General features: G+C 61.7%; 19 protein-coding genes. 12 read left to right on the forward strand and 7 right to left on the reverse strand.

Annotated elements, in window-relative coordinates:
• Window positions 1-3: 3 nt before the first annotated feature.
• The 3 genes from AC07SU_RS13825 to AC07SU_RS13835 form a co-directional block, all read right to left on the reverse strand.
• On the reverse strand, window positions 4-1,902 hold the full coding sequence (locus AC07SU_RS13825) for a PhoX family protein (protein ID WP_494997326.1): 1,899 nt from the start codon (window positions 1,900-1,902) through the stop codon (window positions 4-6).
• A gap of 80 nt (window positions 1,903-1,982) precedes the next feature.
• A complete protein-coding gene (locus AC07SU_RS13830; protein ID WP_494997327.1) occupies window positions 1,983-2,747 on the reverse strand; it encodes a TOBE domain-containing protein in 765 nt (254 codons plus the stop codon).
• Window positions 2,748-2,804: 57 nt separating this feature from the next.
• A complete protein-coding gene (locus AC07SU_RS13835; RefSeq protein ID WP_494997328.1) occupies window positions 2,805-3,542 on the reverse strand; it encodes a ComFC family protein in 738 nt (245 codons plus the stop codon).
• 92 nt (window positions 3,543-3,634) lie between these two features.
• Between AC07SU_RS13835 and bioB the strand changes: the two genes are divergently transcribed.
• The 10 genes from bioB (at window position 3,635) to AC07SU_RS13885 (ending at window position 16,133) form a co-directional block, all read left to right on the forward strand.
• Complete coding sequence (bioB, locus tag AC07SU_RS13840) at window positions 3,635-4,690, forward strand: biotin synthase BioB (RefSeq protein ID WP_016974158.1); 1,056 nt, start codon at window positions 3,635-3,637, stop codon at window positions 4,688-4,690.
• Between the two features lie 158 nt (window positions 4,691-4,848).
• Complete coding sequence (bioF, locus tag AC07SU_RS13845) at window positions 4,849-6,030, forward strand: 8-amino-7-oxononanoate synthase (RefSeq protein WP_494997329.1); 1,182 nt, start codon at window positions 4,849-4,851, stop codon at window positions 6,028-6,030.
• Complete coding sequence (locus AC07SU_RS13850) at window positions 6,023-6,754, forward strand: alpha/beta fold hydrolase (RefSeq protein WP_494997330.1); 732 nt, start codon at window positions 6,023-6,025, stop codon at window positions 6,752-6,754. Before bioF ends, AC07SU_RS13850 begins: the two co-directional genes overlap by 8 nt.
• Window positions 6,747-7,559 carry a malonyl-ACP O-methyltransferase BioC gene (bioC, locus tag AC07SU_RS13855; protein ID WP_494997331.1) on the forward strand — a complete coding sequence of 271 codons (813 nt, stop codon included), beginning with the start codon at window positions 6,747-6,749 and terminating at the stop codon, window positions 7,557-7,559. Before AC07SU_RS13850 ends, bioC begins: the two co-directional genes overlap by 8 nt.
• Window positions 7,556-8,236 (forward strand): dethiobiotin synthase, encoded by a 681-nt coding sequence (bioD, locus tag AC07SU_RS13860; protein WP_176996638.1) that lies wholly within the window; start codon window positions 7,556-7,558, stop codon window positions 8,234-8,236. Before bioC ends, bioD begins: the two co-directional genes overlap by 4 nt.
• A 106-nt stretch (window positions 8,237-8,342) precedes the next feature.
• The gene (locus AC07SU_RS13865; protein ID WP_176996637.1) at window positions 8,343-8,624 is read left to right on the forward strand and encodes a pyrroloquinoline quinone biosynthesis protein PqqE; all 282 of its coding nucleotides are present in this window, start codon (window positions 8,343-8,345) and stop codon (window positions 8,622-8,624) included.
• Between the two features lie 319 nt (window positions 8,625-8,943).
• Window positions 8,944-10,749 (forward strand): phenylacyl-CoA dehydrogenase, encoded by a 1,806-nt coding sequence (locus AC07SU_RS13870; protein ID WP_176996636.1) that lies wholly within the window; start codon window positions 8,944-8,946, stop codon window positions 10,747-10,749.
• Window positions 10,750-10,953: 204 nt separating this feature from the next.
• On the forward strand, window positions 10,954-12,243 hold the full coding sequence (locus AC07SU_RS13875; RefSeq protein ID WP_176996633.1) for a GGDEF domain-containing protein: 1,290 nt from the start codon (window positions 10,954-10,956) through the stop codon (window positions 12,241-12,243).
• A gap of 90 nt (window positions 12,244-12,333) precedes the next feature.
• Window positions 12,334-14,106, forward strand: a complete 1,773-nt coding sequence (locus tag AC07SU_RS13880) for an acyl-CoA dehydrogenase C-terminal domain-containing protein (protein ID WP_494997332.1) — start codon at window positions 12,334-12,336, stop codon at window positions 14,104-14,106.
• A 248-nt stretch (window positions 14,107-14,354) separates the two neighbouring features.
• Window positions 14,355-16,133, forward strand: coding sequence for an acyl-CoA dehydrogenase C-terminal domain-containing protein (locus AC07SU_RS13885; RefSeq protein WP_494997333.1), 1,779 nt, complete (start codon window positions 14,355-14,357; stop codon window positions 16,131-16,133).
• 227 nt (window positions 16,134-16,360) lie between these two features.
• On the opposite strand, the gene AC07SU_RS13890 is transcribed toward AC07SU_RS13885, so the two are convergent.
• On the reverse strand, window positions 16,361-17,260 hold the full coding sequence (locus AC07SU_RS13890) for a LysR family transcriptional regulator (RefSeq protein ID WP_176996630.1): 900 nt from the start codon (window positions 17,258-17,260) through the stop codon (window positions 16,361-16,363).
• 209 nt (window positions 17,261-17,469) lie between these two features.
• Here AC07SU_RS13890 and AC07SU_RS13895 point away from each other — a divergent pair, with 209 nt between their 5' ends.
• Together AC07SU_RS13895 and AC07SU_RS13900 are read left to right on the forward strand one after the other, a co-directional pair.
• The gene (locus tag AC07SU_RS13895) at window positions 17,470-18,732 is read left to right on the forward strand and encodes an aspartate aminotransferase family protein (protein WP_494997334.1); all 1,263 of its coding nucleotides are present in this window, start codon (window positions 17,470-17,472) and stop codon (window positions 18,730-18,732) included.
• A 183-nt stretch (window positions 18,733-18,915) separates the two neighbouring features.
• Window positions 18,916-19,074 (forward strand): YqaE/Pmp3 family membrane protein, encoded by a 159-nt coding sequence (locus AC07SU_RS13900; protein WP_007904205.1) that lies wholly within the window; start codon window positions 18,916-18,918, stop codon window positions 19,072-19,074.
• Window positions 19,075-19,079: 5 nt separating this feature from the next.
• On the opposite strand, the gene pqqE is transcribed toward AC07SU_RS13900, so the two are convergent.
• From pqqE to pqqC, 3 genes are read right to left on the reverse strand one after another with little or no spacing between them, the layout of a single operon-like run.
• A complete protein-coding gene (pqqE, locus tag AC07SU_RS13905) occupies window positions 19,080-20,210 on the reverse strand; it encodes a pyrroloquinoline quinone biosynthesis protein PqqE (RefSeq protein ID WP_494997363.1) in 1,131 nt (376 codons plus the stop codon).
• Window positions 20,203-20,478 (reverse strand): pyrroloquinoline quinone biosynthesis peptide chaperone PqqD, encoded by a 276-nt coding sequence (gene pqqD, locus AC07SU_RS13910; RefSeq protein ID WP_494997335.1) that lies wholly within the window; start codon window positions 20,476-20,478, stop codon window positions 20,203-20,205. Before pqqD ends, pqqE begins: the two co-directional genes overlap by 8 nt.
• Entirely contained in the window at window positions 20,475-21,227 is a 753-nt protein-coding gene (gene pqqC, locus AC07SU_RS13915) for a pyrroloquinoline-quinone synthase PqqC (protein WP_494997336.1), read from the reverse strand. Before pqqC ends, pqqD begins: the two co-directional genes overlap by 4 nt.
• Window positions 21,228-21,234 lie beyond the last annotated feature (7 nt).

Consider the following 21,234-nt stretch of genomic DNA (forward strand, 5'->3'; position numbering starts at 1 on the left):
CTATCAGGCGCCGACGATCCCGCCGTCATCCCGTCGAATCGCTATCACCGACGAGCGCGGCTTGCCATTCGGCAAATGCTCCGGCCAGGTCGAACCGCCGGTCTCACCCGGATGTTGAATCCCCACAAACAACGTCTTCTGATCCGGCGAGAAGCTGATGCCCGTCACCTCACAGGCCACCGGTCCTACCATAAAACGGCGGATTTCTCCGGTGCTCGGGTCGGCACACAGCATCTGGTTGTTGCCCATGCCGGCGAAGTCGCCGGCGTTGCTGTAGTCGCCATCCGTGAGGATCCACAGGCGGCCGGCTTTGTCGAAACCCAGGCCATCGGGGCTGTTGAACATGTTCTGCGGGTTGATGTTGGACGAGCCGCCCTTCGGCGTGCCGGCATGCACGCCCGGGTTGCCGGCCACCACAAACAGATCCCAGGTGAATGCTGTGGCGCCGTGGTTATCGGCGTCGGCCTTCCAGCGCAGGATTTGGCCGTAGACGTTTTTCTCCCGTGGGTTGGGGCCGCCTACCGGCTGGCCTTCTTCGCCGCGCTTGGCGTTGTTGGTCAGGGTGCAATAAACCTGGCCGTCATTGGGGCTCACCACGATCCATTCCGGGCGGTCCATGCGTGTGGCTTTCACCACGCTGGCGGCCAGGCGCGCGTGGATCAACACTTCGGCCTGGCTGGCGAAACCGCTGCTGGCATCAATGCCATTTTTGCCGTGGGTCAACTCCACCCATTGGCCCTTGCCCTTGGGGTGGTCGGCGTTGCCGTCGCCGGCATCGAAGATCGCCACGTACAAGGTGCCGTGGTCGAGCAGGTCTTTGTTGGCCTTGGGGTTCTTGTGGTTGATCTTGTCGCGGCTGATGAACTTGTAGATGAACTCGCCGCGTTCATCGTCGCCCATGTACACCACGGCGCGACCGTCGCGGGTTTCGGCCAGCGCGGCGTTTTCATGTTTGAAGCGGCCCAGGGCGGTGCGTTTGACCGGCGTGGACTTGGGGTCGAACGGGTCGATTTCCACGACCCAGCCATGGCGGTTGAGTTCGTTGGGGTTCTTGGCCAGGTCAAAACGCGGGTCGTGTGGGTGCCAGTTGATGTCTTTGCTGGCGGCGACCACGCCGTAGCGTTTTTGCCCGGCATCGAACGCCTGTTGTGGGTTGCTGCTGCCAAAGCAGTCGGTGAAGTTCTCTTCGCACGTCAGGTAAGTGCCCCACGGGGTCTTGCCGTTGGCGCAGTTCTGGAAAGTGCCCAGGGCTTTCTTGCCGGATTTGTCGGCGCCGGTCTTGAGCCAGTCGTGGCCGGCGGCCGGGCCGCTGAGGCGGATCGGCGAGTTGCCGTGAATGCGGCGGTTGTAGCGCGAGTCCTGGACGAACTGCCAGGTGTCGCCCTTGCGGCGTACTTCGATCACCGACACACCTTCGCTGGCCAGGGCCTTGCGCACGTCTTCGGCCGACTGCGGCGCGCCGCCGTGGGCATAGAGGTAGCGGTAGTTGGTGTATTCATTGTTGATGGCCATGAGCGCGCGGTTGTCGTCGCCCGGGAAGGCGAACAGGCTCATGCCGTCGTTGTTGTCGCCGAATTGCTGCTCCTGGGCCGCTGCCGTGCCGTTGCCGGACGGGTCGAAGGCCGGGGCGCCCTTGCTCAATGGCTGGCCCCAGCTGATCAGCACCGAGGCGCTGTAGCCGGGCGGCAAGGTGATGGCGTCGCTGGTGGCGGCGCCGATGCTGGTGAAGCCCAGCAGCGGGCTGGCGGTGGCGGCGTTCACGGCCATGGCGCTGCGGGTCAGCAGGTTGCCCCCCAGGAACATCGCGGCCCCGCACAGGGCGCCGGCGCCGATAAAGCGGCGGCGGGTGAGGCCGACCATCTGTTCCAGGTCGGTGGCTTGGTTTTCTTCTAATAGGCTCATTTCAGGCTCCCTGCGGTTTTTGCAGACACCTTAAGGAGCGCTTGTGACGAAATTGTTGCGTTTTGAAGTCGGCCGGCCGGCTACACCGGCGTACCGAGCAACACATGACTGGGGGCGAATTGCACCTGAATCGGCTGGCCTTCTGCCGCACCGAGTGCCGTGAGCGCGGCAGGCTGCGCCAGGGCGCATAAAACCTGGCCGTTGGGCAGGGTGATGCGGACCTCGCTGGGGCCGTCATCGGCGTCGAGAATCGTCTCGATAATGCCGCTCATGCAATTGTGTCCAGGTGTTGCAGGCTGCCCAGGGGCGAGCAGTTCCAGCCAGCCGGCCTTGATCAAGGCGACCACTTCCACACCCGGCTCCAGTTCCAGCCGGTGCGTGCTGTCATGGGTGATCTGGGCATCCAGGCTCAGGTCGCCCGCCAATTGCAGGTGGATCAGGTCATTGCGGCCATGGTTGTCGATGGCGATCACCTGGCCATGCAACTGGTTGCGCGCACTGGTGCGCAGCATCAAGCGGCCCAGCAGGTTGAAGTCGCTGGCATCTTCATCTGAGCCTAGTATTTCGGCCTGCAACACTTGCAGGCGTTGGTAGAGGCGCAACACGCGCTCACCTTCGACCGTCAGTTTGGCGCCACCCCCGCCTTTGCCACCGACGCTGCGTTCTACCAGCGGCTTTTGCGCCAGGTTGTTCAGCTCGTCGATGGCGTCCCACGCGGCCTTGTAGCTCAAGCCGGCGCTTTTGGCGGCGCGGGTGATCGAGCCTTGTTCGGCGATGTGCGCCAGCAGGGCGATACGCTGGGGGCGGCGAATGATGTGTTGGCTGAGGGAGGTGGGCAGAGACATGGGGATACGCTGTGGTGAGATGAGCGGACGTTGCAGGCGCCGGGCTGTGGAGTCAAGTCACGGGCCTGGTTTTGGCGTGCGGGCCAGGCAGTAGACGTCGACTGCACGGGCTCCCGCGTTCATCAGCAACCGCGCCAGGCTGTGGGCGGTGGCGCCGGTGGTGAGCACGTCATCCACCAGTGCAAAGTGACGACCCTGTACCTGCGCATCAGACGCCAGGACGAAGGCGCCGAGCAGGTTGCGCTTGCGGGTCCTGGCGTTAAGGGCTTGTTGCGCGACGGTTTCATGGGGGCGTAACAACAGGTGTTCATCGTGGGGGATATTCAGGTCGCTGTTGAGCCAGCGTGCCAGCATCAATGCCTGGTTGAAGCCGCGTTCACGTAGGCGCTTTGCCGCCATGGGCACGGGCAGCAGGCAATCGGGGCGCGTTAGTTCGCCATTGTCGAGGCGGTGTTGCAGATGTCGGCCCAACAAATGCCCCAGCAGGTGCCCGAGTGGCCAGCGTGCCTGGTGCTTGAAGCGGCTGATCAAGGTGTCGATCGGGAAACTGTAGGTCCAGGGCGCGATCACCTGTTTAAAGGCCGGTGGGTTTTTCTGGCATTGGCCGCAGATCAGGCCATCCATCGGCAGCGGCAGGGCGCACACGCTGCACTGCTCTATCAGCCAAGGCAGCTCCGTTTCGCAGACGTTGCATACAGGATCGGCGGATTCCGTGCTTTCATCGCAGATTAAACAGGTTTGGTTGTTTATTGACCAGATGTAAACCTGGTGTTTGTGGTCTGGTTGACAGTGCATGAATCTTCCTTAAATATGCCGAGCATCCGTGTCGTGCCTGTGGGTATTGCCCTTCCCACAGCGCTTGCCAAAGCATAATCAAGGAATCGCCCATGAGCGCCAGCACCTCTGCCACCCTGCGTCACGATTGGTCCCTCGCCGAAGTCAAAGCGTTGTTCGTGCAACCGTTCAACGACCTGTTGTTCCAGGCGCAGACCGTGCACCGCGCGCATTTCGACGCCAACCGTGTACAGGTGTCGACCCTGTTGTCGATCAAAACGGGCGCCTGCCCGGAAGATTGCAAATATTGTCCGCAGTCGGGCCACTACAACACTGGCCTGGAAAAAGAAAAGCTGATGGAAGTGCAGAAGGTCCTCGAAGAGGCCGCCCGCGCCAAGGCCATCGGTTCGACCCGCTTCTGCATGGGCGCCGCGTGGAAACACCCGTCGGCCAAAGACATGCCCTACGTGCTGCAGATGGTCAAAGGCGTGAAGGCGATGGGCCTGGAAACCTGCATGACCCTCGGCCGCCTCGACCAGGACCAGACCGAAGCCCTGGCCCAGGCTGGCCTCGACTACTACAACCACAACCTGGACACCTCGCCGGAGTTCTACGGCAGCATCATCACCACTCGCACCTACAGCGAGCGCCTGCAAACCCTGGCCTACGTGCGCGATTCGGGGATGAAGATCTGCTCGGGCGGCATCCTCGGCATGGGGGAGTCCCTCGATGACCGCGCCAACCTGCTGATCCAGCTGGCCAACTTGCCGGAGCACCCGGAGTCGGTGCCGATCAACATGCTGGTGAAAGTCGCCGGTACCCCGCTGGAAAACGCCGAAGACATCGACCCGTTCGACTTCATCCGCATGCTGGCGGTGGCGCGCATCCTGATGCCGCAGTCCCACGTGCGCCTGTCGGCGGGTCGCGAGGCCATGAACGAGCAGATGCAGGCCCTGGCATTCTTTGCTGGCGCCAACTCGATCTTCTACGGCGACAAACTGCTGACCACCGCCAACCCGCAGGCTGACAAGGACATGCAACTGTTCTCGCGCCTGGGGATCTTGCCGGAAGCCCGTGAAGAGCACGCTGATGAAGTGCACCAGGCTGCGATTGAGCAGGCGCTGGTGGAGCAGAAGAGCAGCGAGCAGTTCTACAACGCCGTTGTTTGACGCCTATCTCTCCATTGGAATGCAATCCAGTGTGGGAGCTGGCTTGCCTGCGATAGAGGTCTTTCAGACACATTGATGCTGAATGTGCCACCGTCATCGCAGGCAAGCCAGCTCCCACATTGAGACTGTTTTCATTCAGATATATATCCGAGGCCAGCATGTCTTTTGATCTCGCCGCGCGCCTCGCTGCACGCCGTGCCGAACACCTTTATCGTCAACGCCCGCTGCTCGACAGCCCCCAAGGCCCGGAAGTGGTGGTGGACGGCCAGTCGCTGCTGGCGTTCTGCAACAACGACTACCTGGGCCTGGCCAATCACCCGCACGTGATCGAAGCCTGGCGTGCCGGTGCGTCCCGCTGGGGTGTGGGCGGTGGTGCTTCGCACCTGGTGGTCGGGCATGCCACGCCGCACCACGAACTGGAAGAAGCCTTGGCTGACCTTACCGGTCGCCCGCGCGCCTTGCTGTTTACCACCGGCTACATGGCCAACCTCGGCGCAGTCACGGCGTTGGTAGGGCAGGGCGATACCGTGCTCGAAGACCGCCTCAACCACGCCTCCTTGCTGGACGCCGGCTTGCTCTCCGGGGCGCGTTTCAATCGTTACCTGCACAACGATGCCGGCAGCCTGGCCAAGCGCCTGGAGAAGGCTGCCGGCAATACGCTGGTGGTCACCGATGGCGTGTTCAGCATGGACGGCGACCTGGCCGACTTGCCCGCGCTGGCCCGCGAAGCGCGTGCAAAAGGCGCCTGGTTGATGGTGGATGATGCCCACGGTTTTGGCCCCCTGGGGGCCACCGGCGGCGGGATCGTCGAGCACTTCGGCTTGAGCCAGGAAGACGTGCCGGTGTTGGTTGGCACCCTGGGCAAGGCATTCGGTACGGCAGGCGCGTTTGTGGCGGGCAGTGAAGAGCTGATCGAAAGCCTGATCCAGTTCGCCCGGCCGTATATCTACACCACCAGCCAGCCACCGGCGCTGGCCTGCGCCACCTTGAAAAGCCTTGAGCTGCTGCGTACCGAACACTGGCGGCGCGAGCACCTCAATGGTTTGATCCGCCAGTTCCGCCAGGGGGCCGAACAGCTTGGCCTGGACCTGATGGACAGCTTCACGCCGATCCAGCCGATCCTGATCGGCGACAGCGCCAAGGCCGTGCGCCTGTCGCAGATGTTGCGCGAGCGCGGCTTGATGGTGACCGCCATCCGCCCACCGACCGTGCCCGCTGGCAGCGCCCGTTTGCGCGTGACGTTGACGGCGGCCCACACCGAGGCGCAGGTGCAGCTATTGTTAAGCGCATTGGAAGAGTGTTTCCGCTTGTTAGGCGCCACGGAGCCCGACCATGCGTGATCGACTGATATTGCTGCCCGGCTGGGGCCTCGGTGTGTCGCCGCTGGAGCCTCTGGCCGCCGCCTTGCAGGGCCTGGACGAACACCTGCGGGTGCAGATCGAGCCGCTGCCCGCATTGGATTCCAGCGACCTTGATGAATGGCTCGACGAACTCGACGCCACGCTACCGGACAACGCCTGGCTGGGCGGCTGGTCTTTGGGCGGCATGCTCGCCTCCGAGCTGGCCGCACGGCGCGGTGAGCGCTGCTGCGGCCTGCTGACCCTGGCCAGCAACCCGTGTTTTGTCGCCCATGAAGGCTGGCCGAACGCGATGCCCGCCGAAACGTTCGATGCGTTTCTGGCCGGATGCCATGCCGATTCCCAAGTCACCCTCAAACGTTTCGGCCTGTTGTGTGCCAAGGGCGCCGAGGACCCGCGTGGGCTGTCGCGCTTGCTGGTCAGCGGCGCGCCGAATTCGCCTTCCAGTGTGCTGATGCCGGGCCTTGAATTGCTGGCGCAACTGGATACCCGTGAAGCGCTGCTTGCCTACCGTGGCCCGCAGATGCATCTGTTTGCGGGCTTGGACGGGTTGGTGCCGGCCGAAGCGGCCAGCGACCTGCTGGCCCTGCTGCCTGATGTCGAAATCGGCCTGATTGAACAGGCCGGCCACGCTTTTCTTCTGGAAGACCCTCACGGTGTAGCGGGGGCCATCCAGGCTTTTTTGCATGAGTGCGTCGATGACTGATCTATCCCACCCTTCATTGCCCGGCGCCTTGCCCGACAAGCGTCAGGTCGCCGCGTCGTTCTCCCGTGCGGCCGCCAGCTACGACAGTGTGGCCGAGTTGCAGCGGGCGGTGGGCGGTGAATTGCTGGCGCGTTTGCCGGCTGATATCGCGCCGCAACGCTGGCTGGATATGGGCTGTGGCACGGGGTATTTCAGCCGTGTGCTGAATGAACGGCTGCCGGCCAGCCAGGGCGTTGCGCTGGATATCGCCGAGGGCATGCTCAACCACGCCAGGCCTTTGGGCGGTGCTGAACATTTCATCGCCGGTGACGCCGAACGTTTGCCGCTGCAGGATGAAAGCTGCGGGCTGATCTTCTCCAGCCTGGCCGTGCAGTGGTGTGCGAATTTCGACGCGGTGCTCAGCGAGGCCTATCGCGTGCTGCGGCCGGGTGGCGTACTGGCTTTTGCGAGCCTGTGCGTGGGCACCCTGAGCGAGCTGCGTGACAGCTGGCGTGCGGTGGATGGCCTGGTTCACGTCAACCGTTTCCGTACCTTCGAGGCGTATCAAAAGCTGTGCGCGGCCAGCGGCCTGCGGGTGGCCAGCCTGGAGCGCCAGCCCCACGTCCTGCATTACCCGGACGTGCGCAGCCTGACCCATGAATTGAAAGCGCTGGGCGCCCATAACCTCAACCCGGGCCGCCCGGGAGGGTTGACGGGCCGCGCTCGGATTGTTGCACTGGTCAACGCTTACGAGCAGTTCCGCCAGGCCCAGGGCCTGCCAGCCACTTATCAGGTGGTGTACGCCGTACTGGAGAAACCTCTATGAGCGCCGCTTATTTCATCACCGGCACCGACACCGATGTCGGCAAGACCACGGTCGCCGCAGGCCTGCTGCACGCCGCGCGGTTGGCGGGAAAAAGCACTGCCGCCGGCAAGCCGGTCGCCTCGGGTTGCCAGGTCACCCCCAAAGGTTTGCGCAACGCCGATGCCCTAGCGTTGCTGGCCGAGTGTTCGTTGCCGTTGAGTTATGCCGAGGTCAACCCGGTGGCGTTCGAACCGGCCATCGCGCCACACCTGGCGGCGCGTGAAGCAGGCGTGGCGCTCACGGTGCAATCGCTACTCAAGCCCATGCAGCACATCCTCGCCAAACACGCGGACTTCACCTTGATCGAAGGCGCGGGCGGCTGGCGCGTGCCGTTGGCCGACCAGAGCAACCTGTCGGACCTGGCCATGGCGCTCAAACTGCCGGTCATCCTGGTGGTGGGCGTGCGCCTGGGCTGCATCAGCCATGCGTTGCTCACGGCCGAGGCCATTGCGCGGGACGGTTTGCCGCTGGCCGGATGGGTGGCGAATATCATCGACCCCAAGACCTCTCGTCTGGAAGAAAACCTCGCCACCCTCGCCGAAAGGTTGCCGGCACCCTGCCTTGGCCGTGTGCCGAAACTCAAGCATGCCGGGGCTGAAGCGGTGGCCGAATACCTGGAACTGGACCTGCTTGACTGATTTTGGCTATCGCGAAGGCATTATGCCATTAGTGTTTTTGACGGGCGTTCTGCCAGGATCTCTGCTTCAATTCAGGTTCACGATTCTCTAAAGGCAGGCTTACGCCATGGAAATCTCTGGAAGCAGCGCGTTTTATTCGGGCCTGAGCAGCATTCAGACCGGGCAGAACCGTGTCGATCAGGCTGCCGGCAAAATTGCCAGCGCCGCGACGACCCAGCCCTCGGACGCGCAAAGTGACCGTCTGCAAGCCAACGATCGTGCCCAGCCTACCAACTCGGCGAGCAACATGGTCGAACTGGCCCAGGGCAAGTTTCAAGTGGAGCTGGGCGCCAAAGTCGCCAAGGCTTCGGATGAAATGCTCGGCACCTTGATCGATACCTACGCTTAATCCCCTCTCTTCAGACATGCCGGCTCTTCTGTGGGAGCTGGCTTGCCTGCGATAGCTTCTACTTGGTTTTCCTGATACTGCGCAGCGTCTGCATCGCCGGCAAGCCGGCTCCTACATGATTCTTTATTTCTCCTAATCTTACTGTGGCAACTCGTCGCAGACGTCGACGTGTGCACGTTTGATTCATGTCATGACAAACGGCGCCCGGACGACGCTTGACATCCCCAGGTCGTAAACGTATGTTTCAAACACCTGTTTGACCGCCATAACAAATCCACGCGGTTGTTCATTCCAGATTCATCAGCAGAGGTTTATCGCTATGCCTGACTACAAGGCCCCCTTGCGTGATATTCGCTTCGTTCGTGACGAACTGCTTGGCTATGAAGCGCACTATCAGAGCCTGCCGGCTTGCCAGGACGCTACCCCGGACATGGTTGACGCCATCCTTGAAGAAGGCGCCAAGTTTTGTGAGCAAGTGCTGGCCCCGTTGAACCGCGTGGGTGACATCGAAGGGTGCACCTGGAGTGAGTCAGGCGTTAAGACCCCTACTGGTTTCAAAGAAGCCTACAAACAATTCGTCGAAGGCGGCTGGCCAAGCCTGGCCCACGACGTGGAGCACGGTGGCCAAGGCCTGCCGGAATCCCTGGGCCTGGCCGTGAGCGAAATGGTGGGCGCCGCCAACTGGTCGTGGGGCATGTACCCGGGCCTGTCCCACGGTGCAATGAACACCATCTCCGAGCACGGCACCCCTGAGCAGCAAGAGGCCTACCTGACCAAACTGGTGTCGGGCGAATGGACCGGCACCATGTGCCTGACCGAGCCACACTGCGGCACCGACCTGGGCATGCTGCGCACCAAGGCCGAGCCTCAGGCAGACGGTTCCTACAAAGTCTCCGGTACCAAGATCTTCATCTCGGCCGGTGAACACGACATGGCCGACAACATCGTCCACATCGTGCTGGCCCGCCTGCCGGACGCACCGGCTGGCACCAAAGGCATCTCGCTGTTCATCGTGCCGAAGTTCCTGCCGAACGCCGACGGTTCGATTGGCGCGCGCAACGCCGTGAGCTGTGGCTCGCTGGAACACAAGATGGGCATCCACGGCAACGCCACCTGTGTGATGAACTTCGACGCGGCCACCGGTTTCCTGATCGGCCCGGCGAACAAAGGCCTGAACTGCATGTTCACCTTTATGAATACCGCTCGCCTGGGCACCGCGCTGCAAGGCCTGTCCCACGCCGAAATCGGCTTCCAGGGCGGCCTGAAATATGCGCGTGATCGCCTGCAAATGCGCTCCCTGACTGGCCCGAAAGCGCCAGACAAAGCCGCTGACCCAATCATCGTGCACCCTGACGTGCGCCGCATGCTGCTGACCATGAAAGCCTTCGCCGAAGGCAACCGTGCGATGGTGTACTTCACCGCCAAGCAAGTGGACATCGTCAAATACGGCACTGACGACGAAGCCAAGAAACAGGCCGACGGCCTGCTGGCCTTCATGACCCCGATCGCCAAGGCGTTCATGACCGAAGTCGGCTTCGAGTCGGCCAACCACGGCGTGCAGATCTACGGTGGCCACGGCTTCATCGCCGAGTGGGGCATGGAGCAGAACGTTCGCGACAGCCGCATTTCCATGCTGTACGAAGGCACCACCGGCATCCAGGCTCTCGACCTGCTGGGCCGTAAAGTGCTGATGACCCAAGGCGAAGCGCTCAAGGGCTTCACCAAGATCGTGCACAAGTTCTGCCAGGCCAACGAAGGCAACGAAGCCGTCAAAGAGTTCGTTGCACCGCTAGCGGCACTGAACAAAGAGTGGGGCGAGTTGACCATGAAGGTCGGCATGGCCGCGATGAAAGACCGTGAAGAAGTGGGTGCCGCCTCGGTGGACTACCTGATGTACTCCGGCTACGCGTGCCTGGCGTACTTCTGGGCCGACATGGCGCGCCTGGCGGCTGAGAAACTGGCTGCCGGCACCACCGAAGAAGCGTTCTACACCGCCAAGCTGCAGACCGCGCGCTTCTACTTCCAGCGCATTCTGCCACGTACCCGTACCCACGTGGCCACCATGCTGTCGGGCGCCAACAACCTGATGGACATGAAAGAAGAAGACTTCGGCCTGGCTTACTAAGCCTTACCGGTTTCTCTTGAAGCCGCCGCGCCCCTCGGGTGCGGCGGTTTTTTTATGGGTGATAAAAAACCACAGTACAGCGCTCAGGGATTCTGCTCGGCTGCCGTTACAGTGATGGCAATGTGATACATGCGTGCCAGGTTGTGCTTAACTGTCGGCATAAAGGCACAGTGCCATCATTTTTTGCGGGTCGGAGTTTTACCCTTGTCACGCGTGTCCGCTGTACGTTTCAGTCATTTCCTACCTTCGTTACTGCTGTTGCTGGCCGGGCTCTCGGCTGCGTACGTCAAGGACCTCAACGTCTTCTTCACCTCGCTGTTCAACGTGCTGCCGACCCTGGTGCTGTTGCTCGGCGGTTCGTACTGCGCGGTGTATCGGCGCCAGCGTGAACTGTTCCTGATGATCACGGTGTACATCGCCTACTTCCTGCTCGACACCCAGACCGACTTCTACCGCGACAACGGCCGCGTGCGCGAAGACGCAGCGGTGGTGTTCCACCTGTGTTGCCTGCTGTTGCCGCTGTTGTTCAGCATCTACGCACTGTGGCAGGAAAAGACCCACCTGTTCCGCGACTTTGTCGCCCGCTGTGCGGTGCTGTTTGCCGTCGGCAGCGTGGCGTTGGCCTTGGAGCAAAGTTACCCACAGGCGCTGCTGGCCTGGTTGGCGGAGATCCGCTGGCCGGCGCTGCATGGGAGTTGGATGAGCCTGATCCAGCTGTCGTACCCGATGTTCCTGATCGGCTTCCTGACCCTGGCGGCGCAGTACTGGTACCAGCCACGCCCGTTGCACGCGGCGCAAATGGTCGGGTTGCTGGGGATGTTCTGGATGTTGCCGCAAACCTTCATCCTGCCGTTCACCCTGAACATCATGTGCAGCCAGGTGATGCTGATGATTGCAGCCGGCGTGGCCCACGAGGCCTACCAAATGGCCTTCCGCGACGAGCTGACCGGCCTGCCGGGGCGCCGTGCACTCAACGAGCGCATGCAACGCCTGGGGCGCAACTATGTGCTGGCGATGAGCGACGTCGACCACTTCAAGCGCTTCAACGACACCCATGGCCACGACGTGGGCGACCAGGTGCTGCGCCTGGTGGCCAGCAAGCTGTCCAAGGTCAACGGCGGCGGGCGCGCGTACCGGTATGGCGGGGAAGAGTTTGCCGTGGTGTTTGCCGGCAAGACCCTGGATGAGTGCATGCCGCATCTGGAGGAAATCCGCGAGATCATCGCCGACTACGACATCAAGCTGCGCAACTCGGACCGCCCGCAGGACGATCACCAGGGTCGGCAGCGCCGTGCAGGCAGCGGCGCATCGAGTGTCTCGGTGACCATCAGCATCGGCGTGGCCGAACGCCAGGCCGAGCAGCGCACCCCTGAAGAAGTGCTTAAATCCGCCGACCAAGCGTTGTACGCGGCCAAGGGCGCCGGGCGTAACTGCGTGGTCGCCTCCGGCCAAACCCGGCGCGGCGCGGTGCGCACGGAAGGTGCTGCCGGTTGAGTGATGGCGCTGTATTCAGCAGCGCTACAGTCATTGTTTGAGGCGATGGCCGGCAGTAGGTTGAAACCATCTGCTGCCGGAGACATTGCCATGCCTGACTACAAAGCTCCCCTGCGCGACATGCGCTTTCTGATCGACCATGTGTTTGATTTCCACGGCCACTACGCGGCCTTGGGCGCCACCGACGCCAGCCCTGACATGGTCAGCGCGATCCTCGAAGAAGGCGCGAAATTCTGTGAGAACGTCCTCGCACCGCTCAACCGCAGCGGTGATGAAGAGGGCTGCCATTTCGACAATGGCGTGGTCACCACGCCCAAGGGGTTCAAGGAAGCCTTCGCCCAGTACGTGGAAGGCGGCTGGCATGGCGTGGCGGCCGACCCGGCCTATGGTGGCCAAGGCTTGCCGCAATCGCTGGGTTTGGTACTGAGCGAGATGATCGGCTCCAGCAACACCTCCTGGGGCATGTACCCGGGGCTGACCCACGGCGCGATGTCGGCGATTCATGCCCATGGCACGGCCGAGCAAAAAGACACCTTCTTGACCAAACTGACTGCCGGGGAGTGGACCGGCACCATGTGCCTCACCGAAGCCCATTGCGGCACCGACCTGGGCCTGATCAAGACCCGCGCCGTGCCCCAGGCGGACGGCAGTTATGCGGTCACCGGCAGCAAGATTTTCATCTCGGCCGGCGAGCACGACATGAGTGCCAACATCATCCACCTGGTGCTGGCCAAGCTGCCGGATGCGCCGGCGGGTACCAAGGGCATCTCGCTGTTTATCGTGCCCAAGTTCCATGCCGATTCCGGTGAGCGCAATGCGGTGCACTGCGGCTCCATCGAGCACAAGATGGGTATCAAGGGCTCGGCCACCTGTGTGCTGAATTTCGACGGGGCCAAGGGCTTTTTGATCGGCGAGCCGAACAAGGGCCTCAACTGCATGTTCACCATGATGAACCACGCCCGCCTGGGTACCGGCATGCAGGGGCTGTGCAACGGTGAGGCGAGTTTCCAGGGCGCCATCCAGTACGCCAACGACCGCCTGCAAATGCGCTCGCTGACCGGCGCCAAGGCCCCCGATAAAGCGGCTGACCCGATCATCGTGCACCCCGACGTGCGCCGCATGCTGCTGACCATGAAGGCCTTCAACGAAGGCAACCGGGCGCTGACCTATTTCACCGCGCAGTTGCTCGACACCGCGCATCTGAGCCCTGACGCCGGCCAGCGTCAGGAGGCCGAGGACTTGCTGGCGTTTCTCACGCCGATCTGCAAGGCCTTTATGACGGATACCGGCCTGGAAGTGACCAACCACGGCATGCAGATCTTCGGCGGCCACGGTTACATCCGCGAATGGGGCATGGAGCAGTTGGCACGCGATGCGCGTATCGCACCCATCTATGAGGGCACCAACGGCATCCAGGCCCTCGACCTGCTGGGGCGCAAGGTGCTGGGTAGCCAGGGCAAGTTGCTGCGCGGGTTTACCAAGATTGTGCATAAGTTCTGCTTGGCGAATGCCGAGCATCCGCTGCTCAAGGGGTATGTGGCGCAGCTCAATCAGTTGAACGGGGAATGGGGCGAACTGACCACCCAAGTCGGCATGGCCGCCATGAAGAACCCCGATGAAGTGGGCGCAGCGGCGGTGGATTACTTGATGTACAGCGGTTACATCATCCTGGCCTACCTGTGGTTGCGCATGGCGATTGCCGCCCAGGCGCAGGCCGATGCTGGCGACTTTGCCAAGGCCAAGCTGGCCACCTGTGATTTCTACTTCAAACGGCTGCTGCCGCGCACCGCCACGCATCGTGCTGCGGTAGAGGCGGGGAGTGAGTGCTTGATGAGTCTGCCTGCGGCGGCATTCTCGCTGTAGCTACTGACGCTATCGCCGGCAAGCCGGCTCCTACAGAATCGTGGGCCTCACGCGCCCCGTTGGAGCCGGCTTGCCGGCGATAGCGGGGTGTCAGTTGATGAAAATGTTCAAATTTATAGGGTGCGTGACTTTGAAATACTCAATGGTCACAAAGGGACCCTATGTGTCTGAAAAGTTGTTCGGGTACACTCAGACCCTGTAAAACCGACTCTTACCGAATTACTTTTCACGTTCTCACGAGGTTTGCCATGGCTGATTACAAAGCGCCGCTGCGTGATATGCGCTTCGTCCTCAACGAAGTCTTTGAGGTCGCCAAGACTTGGGCCCAATTGCCGGCATTGGCAGACACCGTCGACGCCGAAACGGTTGAAGCCATCCTCGAAGAAGCCGGCAAGGTCACGGCCAAATCCATCGCCCCCATCAGCCGCGCTGGCGATGAACAAGGCTGCCGTTGGGAAGACACGGCGGTCTTTACCCCGGACGGTTATCCACAGGCCTATAAAACCTACGCAGAAGGCGGTTGGGTCGGTGTCGGCGGTGACCCTGTGTTCGGCGGCATGGGCATGCCCAAGGCGGTTTCGGCCCAGGTTGAAGAGATGATCAACTCGTCGAGCCTGGCCTTCGGGCTGTACCCGATGCTGACGTCCGGCGCCTGCGTATCGATCAACACCCACGCCAGTGAAGAGCTCAAGGCCACGTACCTGCCGAAGATGTACTCCGGCGAGTGGGCCGGTTCCATGTGCTTGACCGAAGCCCATGCCGGTACCGACCTGGGGATTATCCGCACCAAGGCTGAGCCTCAGGCGGACGGTTCCTACACCATCAGCGGCACCAAGATCTTTATCACCGGCGGTGAGCACGACCTCACCGAAAACATCATCCACCTGGTGCTGGCCAAGTTGCCGGACGCACCGGCTGGCCCCAAGGGCATTTCGTTGTTCCTGGTACCGAAGTTCATGGTCAATGCCGACGGCAGCCTGGGCGCGCGCAACCTGGTGAGCTGTGGCTCCATTGAACACAAGATGGGTATCCAGGCGTCCGCCACCTGCGTGATGAACTTCGACGGCGCCGTGGGTTACCTGGTGGGCGAGCCTAACCGTGGCTTGGCGGCGATGTTCACCATGATGAACTACGAGCGTCTGGGCGTGGGTATCCAGGGCCTGGCGTCCGGTGAGCGTTCGTACCAGAACGCCATCGAGTACGCGCGTGACCGTCTGCAAAGCCGCTCCCCACTGGGCGCCCAGGCCAAAGACAAGGTTGCCGACCCGATCATCGTGCACCCCGACGTGCGTCGCATGTTGCTGACCATGAAAGCGGCGAACGAAGGCGGTCGTGCGTTCTCGACCTACGTGGCGACGCAGCTGGATATCGCCAAGTTCAGTGACGATGCCGCTGCTCGCGAACGAGCGGATAACCTGGTGGCGTTGTTGACCCCAGTCGCCAAGGCGTTCCTCAGCGACCTTGGCCTGGAAACCACCGTGATGGGCCAGCAGGTATTCGGTGGCCACGGTTACATTCGCGAATGGGGCCAGGAGCAACTGGTGCGTGATGTGCGCATTACCCAGATCTACGAAGGCACCAACGGCATTCAGGCGCTGGACTTGATGGGGCGCAAGATCGTCGGCAGCGACGGGGCGTTCTATGCGTTGTTCGCTGACGAGATTCGCCAGTTCATCGCCTCGGCGGGCGCCGAATTGGGTGAGTTCACCCGTCCGCTCAGCGCGGCGGTGGATAACCTCGATGAGTTGACCGCGTGGGTGCTGGATCGCGCCAAGACCAACCCGAATGAAATCGGGGCGGCTTCGGTAGAGTACCTGCACGCCTTTGGCTACATGGCGTACGCCTACATGTGGGCACGCATGGCCAAGGCCGCGTGGGGCAAACAGGCTGAGGAAGACTTCTACGCCAGCAAGCTGGGCACTGCGCGGTTCTACTTTGCGCGCCTGCTGCCGCGGATTCACTCGCTGAGTGCGTCGGTAAAAGCTGGCAGTGAATCGCTGTTCTTGCTGGATGAAGCATTGTTCTAAGGGTTGGGAGGGCGTGTAAGCATTCTCTTACATGACGTGCTGCTATTCGTCCTCTATCGCCAAATTGGATCCATCGATAATCTACTTCACATGGACGTCGCGCAGGAAGCGCAAAGCAACAACACGGACACGTAGGATTCTGCCAGGACGGCGGAGTGAAATGGATGTCAGGGAAACAGTCTGCAAAGCCCCGCTTCGGCGGGGTTTTCTTTTGCCCGCGAAAAAGTTCAGGCCGGCGCCTGCGGGGCATTCATTACGTCTTCCAGCAAGGTGCGCAACAACGCCACCGTCGCTTGCTGACGCTGCACGTCGCGGCACACCAAGCCCACTTTCAGTGGCACCCTCGGTTCACTCAACGGCTTCCACAGCAGCAATTGGCTGTTGTGCTCATCCTGTGAACGCCCCGGCAACACCGTGGCAAGCTGGGTATGGGGCAGGCTGTCGAGAATCCCCACCATGGTGTTGAGTTCTGCCTGCACTTGCGGGCGTCGCCCGAGGTTGGACAGTTGGCCCTGCCAGATCTGTCGGACCTGAAACTCTTCCCCCAGCAGCAACATCGGCAATTCTGCCGCTTGTTTCAACGAGACCTTCTTGAATTCCCGCAGGGGATGGTCTTCTGGGATGACCACCTTCAACTCATCCTCGTACAGCAGCACGCCATGCAGCCCTGGCTGGCGCGGCGGCAAATAGCTGATACCGATATCCAGCGAGCCGTTGAGCAAACGCCGTTCAATCTCCAGCCCCGTCAATTCATAGATCTGTACGACCAGATGCGGCTGGGCCTTGCGCACGCGTTCCAGCATTTGCGGCACCAGGCTGGTGTGCACGGTTTGCAGCACGCCGATGGCCAATGTGCGCATCGCCTGGCCCTTGAAGTTGCGCAGGGCTTCGACGGCTTGTTGCATGCCGTCGATCAGCGGCAGGGCATGGTTATACAAGGTATGTGCGGCGAGGGTGGGCAGCAGGCGTTTGCTGCTGCGCTCGAACAGGCTCACATCGAGGTTCTGTTCCAGTTGGCGGATCTGTTGCGACAGGGCTGGCTGCGAGATGGAAAGGCGCTCGGCAGCGCGGCCCACGTGGCCTTCTTCATACACCGCGACGAAATAACGCAGTTGCTTGAAATCCATAAGACTTACTTATCGAAAAAGCTGGAAAATCGAAATGGCCGAGGGCCCCTTGGGCGCCTAGTCTAGCGCCTATTCGCAGGGCTTACAGGGCCGGATCGGGCAATGAACAGCGTTTATGTTGATGGTGTTTACATAGGCAAGGCAATAAACCTCAAGGCCGCAGTAGTGGGGCGCACCGACCAAGGTCCCGTTGCTATTACAGGTGAGCTATGAATCTGTTCCGTCGTTCCACGCCGAGCCTGGACGATTTGGTTCTGGAGGCCTCCAGCAAAAATCCATCCAGTGAATCTCTGATGCCCACCGTGGCACGCCCACCTCAAATCTTCGTACGCGGCCAGGGCTCGTGGCTGTGGGACAGTGACGAGCGTGCCTACCTGGATTTCAGCCAGGGCAACGGCGCCAATAGCCTCGGCCACAGCCCGCAAGCCTTGATCAAGGCCCTGGCGGATCAGACTCAGTCACTGATCAATCCGGGCAACGGCCTGCACAATCGCGCCCAACTCAACCTCACTGAACGCCTCTGCCACCGCACGGGCAGCGACCAGGCCTACCTGCTTAACAGTGGCTCCGAGGCCGTTGAAGCCGCGATCAAACTGGCGCGCAAGTGGGGCCAGTTGCATCGCAACGGCGCCTACCGAATCATCAGCGCCAGTGCCGGCAACCATGGGCGCAGCTTTGCGGCGCTGTCAGCGTCGGCGGGCGGCCCGCACAACCGCTTTGAGCCGCAGTTGCCGGGGTTCAGCCACGTGCCCTTCAATGACTTGCCGGCCCTGCATGCAGCCGTTGATGCGCATACCGTTGCCATCCTGCTTGAACCTATCCAGGGTGAAGCCGGCGTGATTCCCGCGACCGAACACTACCTCAAGGGCGTTGAGCGACTGTGCAGGGAACTGGGGATCCTGCTGATCCTCGACGAAGTGCAAACCGGTATCGGCCGTTGCGGCACGTTGCTCGCCGAGCAGCAGTACAGCGTGCGTGCCGACATCATCACCCTCGGCAAAGGCCTGGGCGGAGGCGTTCCGTTGGCAGCCCTGCTGGCACGTGGCAAAGCCTGTTGTTTCGAGGTGGGCGAATTGGAAGGCACCCATCATGGAAATGCACTGATGGCCTCGGCGGGTGTGGCGGTACTTGATGCCGTGTTGGAACACGGCTTTCTTGAACACGTGCGTGAGTCCGGCCTGTACCTGGGCGAAGGGCTTGCCCGCCTGGCGTATCGCTATGACCACGGCCAATTGCGCGGCCATGGCCTGATGTGGGGCCTGACTTTGTCGGATGATTCTGCGGATGCAGTGGTAAAGGCCGCACTGCATGAAGGCCTGATCCTCAATGCCCCGCAGCCCAACTGCCTGCGTTTCACCCCGGCGCTGACGGTGAGCAAAAGCAACATCGACGAAATGCTCCTGCGCCTTGCCCGCGCCTTCTCCCGCGTGCGCACCGCACAACTGCAATGCCGCAAGGGTATTGCTGTTTAAACCTGATTTCCTGAACCGTCTCGCGGTATACGCGGCGCCTCCGGCCTGATTCTTTTGGCTGGGGGCGTTTTTTTGTCTGGGCGGACATAGATGGCCCAACGCCAGATTTCACTGAACCCTCACACACCGCCAAGGTCGATTAGCTTAACGGCTCACACGAGCCGATTTTTTGGAGCTGACCCCATGGATTTCATTCGAATTATCATCGCCATTCTGTTGCCGCCACTGGGTGTGTTCCTGCAAGTGGGCTTCGCCGGCGCGTTCTGGCTGAACATCCTGCTGACCCTGTGCGGCTACATCCCGGGCATCGTGCACGCGGTGTACATCATCGCCAAACGCTGAGGCCGTCAGCCTTTTGCGATGAGCCGGGAGTTGCGTTCATTGCGAAAGGCCAGTTGCTCGATGGTCTGGGTGGCGTGCTCGGCGTCTTCTCGCGCTTGAAGGATGATGCCGTGCTGATCGGACTTGCTGCACACCGGGTCAGCATTGCTTGCGTCCCCCGTGAGCATGAACGCCTGGCAACGGCAGCCGCCGAAGTCCTTTTCCTTTTCATCGCATGAGCGGCATGGCTCGGGCATCCAGTCATAGCCGCGAAAGCGGTTGAAACCGAACGAGTCGTACCAGATGTGCTGCATGCTGTGGTCGCGCACATTGGGAAATTGCACCGGCATCTGTCGGGCACCATGGCACGGCAAGGCAGTGCCATCCGGTGTGACTGTCAGAAAGATGCTACCCCAGCCATTCATGCAGGCTTTCGGGCGCTCTTCGTAGTAGTCCGGCGTCACGAAAATCAGCTTGCACGGGTGGCCTTCGGCTTCCAGCTTGGCCCGGTATTCGTTGGTGATGCGTTCGGCGCGCACCAACTGTTCCCGGGTCGGCAATAGCCCCACACGATTGAGCTGGGCCCAGCCATAGAACTGGCAGGTGGCGAGCTCGACAAAGTCCGCCTCCAGGGCGATGCACAGCTCGATGATGCGGTCGATCTTGTCGATGTTGTGCCGGTGGGTCACGAAGTTCAGCACCATCGGGTAGCCGTGGGCTTTCACTGCGCGGGCCATTTCCAGCTTTTGTGCGAAGGCTTTTTTAGAGCCGGCCAGCAGGTTGTTCACCTGTTCGTCGCTGGCCTGGAAGCTGATCTGGATATGGTCCAGGCCGGCTTTCTTGAAGTCGCTGATCTTCTGCTCGGTCAGGCCGATGCCGGAGGTGATCAGGTTGGTGTAGAACCCCAGTTTGCGCGCCTCGCCGATCAACTCGGCAAGGTCCTGGCGCACCAGCGGTTCGCCGCCAGAGAACCCCAGCTGCGCCGCGCCCATTTCCCGCGCCTCACGAAACACCTTGATCCACTGTTCGGTGCTGAGCTCCTTGCCCTGCTCGGCAAAATCCAGCGGGTTGGAACAATACGGGCACTGCAACGGACAGCGGTAGGTCAGCTCGGCGAGCAACCACAGCGGTAGGCCGATGGCCGGTTTTTCAGGCAAGGGTGATCCAGTGCTCAGCACGGGCGACCTCCATGAATTGCTCGATGTCTTCACCGAGTTCAGGCACGCCGGGGAACTGCTGATCCAGCTCGGCGATAATCGTGGCCACGTCGCGCTCGCCATCGATCAAGCCACCGATCAACGCGGCGCTGTCGTTGAGCTTGATCATACCCTCGGGGTAGAGCAGCACATGGCCTTTTTGCGCCGGTTCGTACTGGAAGCGATAGCCAGGGCGCCACGCGGGTGTCTTGCTGCGATCAAAGCTCATAGGGGGATCCCTTTATGCCACACCCGCGCGTCGGTCACGCTGTGATACGGCGGGCGCTTGAGTTCATAGGCCATGCTCATGGCATCGAGCATGCTCCACAAAATGTCCAGTTTGAACTGCAGGATTTCCAGCATGCGTTCCTGGCCTTCACGGGTGGTGTAATGCTGCAGCGTGATTGCCAGGCCGTGTTCCACATCGCGGCGGGCCTGGCCCAGGCGAGTGCGGAAGTACTCGTAGCCGGCCGGGTCGATCCACGGGTAATGCTGCGGCCAGCTGTCGAGGCGCGACTGGTGGATCTGCGGCGCAAACAGTTCGGTCAGCGAGCTGCTGGCCGCTTCCTGCCAACTGGCGCGTCGGGCGAAGTTGACATAGGCATCCACCGCAAACCGCACGCCGGGCAATACCAGCTCCTGGGAGCGCAATTGATCCGGGTCGAGACCCACGGCCTGGCCCAGGCGCAGCCAGGCTTCGATGCCGCCGTCTTCACCTGGCGCGCCGTCGTGGTCGAGCAGGCGCTGGATCCACTCGCGGCGGATCTCACGGTCCGGGCAATTGGCCAGGATCGCGGCGTCTTTCAGCGGGATGTTCACCTGGTAGTAGAAGCGATTGGCGACCCAGCCCTGGATCTGCTCACGGGTGGCGCGGCCTTCGTACATCGCCACGTGGTAAGGGTGGTGGATATGGTAGAAGGCGCCTTTGGCGCGCAGGGCGGCTTCGAATTCAGTGGTGGTCAACGGCGTGTCAGTCATTTCGGTC

Source organism: Pseudomonas sp. GW821-FHT05H12, assembly GCF_059419385.1.